This is a genomic window from Streptomyces sp. KR55, assembly GCF_052245645.1.
GTDB classification, from domain to species: Bacteria; Actinomycetota; Actinomycetes; order Streptomycetales; family Streptomycetaceae; genus Streptomyces; species Streptomyces flavusporus.
In genome coordinates this window covers 1-2,464 of record NZ_JBQQCE010000795.1, presented here as the reverse complement: position 1 = coordinate 2,464, position 2,464 = coordinate 1, and the positions used below count along the sequence as shown (strand labels likewise).

General features: G+C 68.5%; 2 protein-coding genes and 1 pseudogene. 2 read left to right on the top strand and 1 reads right to left on the bottom strand.

From position 1 onward, the window contains the following. Positions 1 to 318 (bottom strand): annotated as a pseudogene (locus tag ACTWQJ_RS50170) (hypothetical protein); the annotation flags it as partial. Between the two features lie 191 nt (positions 319 to 509). Between ACTWQJ_RS50170 and ACTWQJ_RS50165 the strand changes: the two are divergent. Together ACTWQJ_RS50165 and ACTWQJ_RS50160 are read left to right on the top strand one after the other, a co-directional pair. Beyond that, a complete protein-coding gene (locus tag ACTWQJ_RS50165; protein ID WP_443313012.1) occupies positions 510 to 1,703 on the top strand; it encodes an argininosuccinate synthase in 1,194 nt (397 codons plus the stop codon). 349 nt (positions 1,704 to 2,052) lie between these two features. After that, on the top strand, positions 2,053 to 2,464 hold a 412-nt coding region (locus ACTWQJ_RS50160; protein ID WP_443313011.1), incomplete at its 3' end, for a lyase family protein.

Sequence of the window (2,464 nt, the reverse complement as noted above, 5' to 3'; positions counted from 1 at the left end):
GTTCTGGACGAAGTCGGGTCCGCCCTGCCCGACGGTTTCGTTCAGGCGCTTGTCGGCCTCGTCGATCTGGGTGTCGAGCAGCGCCAGGTTGCGGTCGACCTCGGCCTGCGCGGACGCCGGGATCGCCGGCAGCTGGGACGCCACTTCGGGGCAGCTGATGGTGCCGGCCGCCGCCTTCGTCGTCGCCTGCGCGCCGTTCTCGGGCGTCTCCCCGGCCAAGGCGGAGCCGGCGATCAGCGCCCCGGACAACACCACCGCTGACACGCCGCCGATCATCGCGACGCGGCGCTTGTTGTACTTCGGAAGAGCCCTGGACATGCGGAAGCCTCACTTGGGTCGGGGGTGGGTGTTGACAGAACCGGCGCCGGTGTTCGGTGGGAAGTACGGGAAAGCGGTTTCGGATGTTCACCCGCCGACGAGATTTCCGGTCCTGCAGGCACCGCATTGACGAATCATGCAGCCTCCTGCATACTCATGCATGTCAGCGAATGCAGTGTGAGGAGAAACCCGTGACCGAGCGCGTCGTACTCGCCTACTCGGGAGGCCTGGACACCTCTGTCGCCATCGGCTGGATCGCCGAGGAGACGGGCGCCGAGGTCATCGCCGTTGCCGTGGACGTCGGCCAGGGCGGCGAGGACCTGGACGTCATCCGCAAGCGCGCGCTCGCCTGCGGCGCCGTCGAGGCCGAGGTCGCCGACGCCAAGGACGAGTTCGCCGAGGAGTACTGCCTCCCGGCGATCAAGGCCAACGCCCTCTACATGGACCGCTACCCGCTGGTCTCCGCGCTCTCCCGGCCGACGATCGTCAAGCACCTCGTCGCCGCCGCCAAGAAGCACGGCGCCACCACGGTCGCCCACGGCTGCACCGGCAAGGGCAACGACCAGGTCCGCTTCGAGGCCGGCATCGTCGCCCTCGCCCCCGACCTGAAGTGCATCGCCCCGGTCCGCGACTACGCGATGACCCGCGACAAGGCCATCGCCTTCTGCGAGGAGAAGAACCTCCCGATCGCGACCACCAAGAAGTCCCCGTACTCCATCGACCAGAACGTCTTCGGCCGCGCCGTCGAGACCGGCTTCCTCGAGGACATCTGGAACGCCCCGATCGAGGACATCTACGAGTACACCCAGAACCCGGCGACGCCGCGCGACGAGGACGAGGTGATCATCACCTTCAAGGAGGGCGTCCCGGTCGCCGTCGAAGGCAAGCCCGTCACCGTCCTGCAGGCCATCCAGCAGCTCAACGAGCGCGCCGGCGCCCAGGGCATCGGCCGGATCGAAATGGTCGAGGACCGGCTGGTGGGCATCAAGTCCCGTGAGGTGTACGAGGCCCCGGGCGCGATCGCGCTGATCACCGCCCACCAGGAGCTGGAGAACGTCACCGTCGAGCGCGAACTCGCCCGCTACAAGCGGCAGGTCGAGCAGCGCTGGGGCGAACTGGTCTACGACGGCCTGTGGTTCTCCCCCCTCAAGCGCGCCCTGGACGGCTTCATCAACGAGGCCAACCAGCATGTCTCCGGCGACGTCCGGATGACCCTGCACGGCGGCCGCGCCGTCGTCACCGGCCGGCGCTCGCAGGAGTCGCTTTACGACTTCAACCTCGCGACCTACGACACGGGCGACACCTTCGACCAGTCCGCGGCCAAGGGCTTCATCGACATCTACAGCCTGTCGTCGAAGATCGCGGCCAAGCGCGACTTGGCGTAAGGCTTCCCCGCGGTCTTGGCCGCGGGTACGCACCTCACCCGCACTAGCGTCTCTGACTGGCCTCGGAGCCTGGCTGTTGCTCAGGGAAGTGAGCCAATCGCCTTCGTGTCCTGGTGCTGAGTGGCAAGAGCCGTCAACCCGTGTGGCACGTCCCTCCGGACGCTGGTCGGTCAGGCCTCGCGACCTGCCCGAGGAGGGTGCCCGACGTCGCCTGGGCGCCGGGCGTGCGTGTAACACTCTGCCACAAGGGTGCTACGTTTAGCTAATCCGACCGGAGCCTGACAGCCGCCTCTTCACCTGGAAGGGTGAGGAGGCGGTCGCACATCGCCATCTTCGAGGAGCACAGCAAGTGAGCAGCAACAGCGGTGACGTACGGCTCTGGGGCGGCCGTTTCGCCGACGGTCCCGCCGAGGCCCTGGCCAAGCTGTCCGCGTCCGTCCACTTCGACTGGCGGCTGGCGCCGTACGACATCGCCGGTTCGCGTGCCCACGCGCGCGTGCTGCACAAGGCGGGGCTGCTCACCGAGGACGAGCTGACCCGGATGATCGCCGGGCTCGACCGGCTCGAAGCGGACGTGGTCGACGGGTCCTTCACCGGCACGATCGCCGACGAGGACGTGCACACGGCCCTGGAGCGCGGGCTGCTGGAGCGCCTGGGCCCCGACCTCGGCGGCAAGCTGCGCGCCGGCCGCTCCCGCAACGACCAGGTCGCGACCCTCTTCCGCATGTACCTGCGCGACCACGCCCGCATCATCGGCGGGC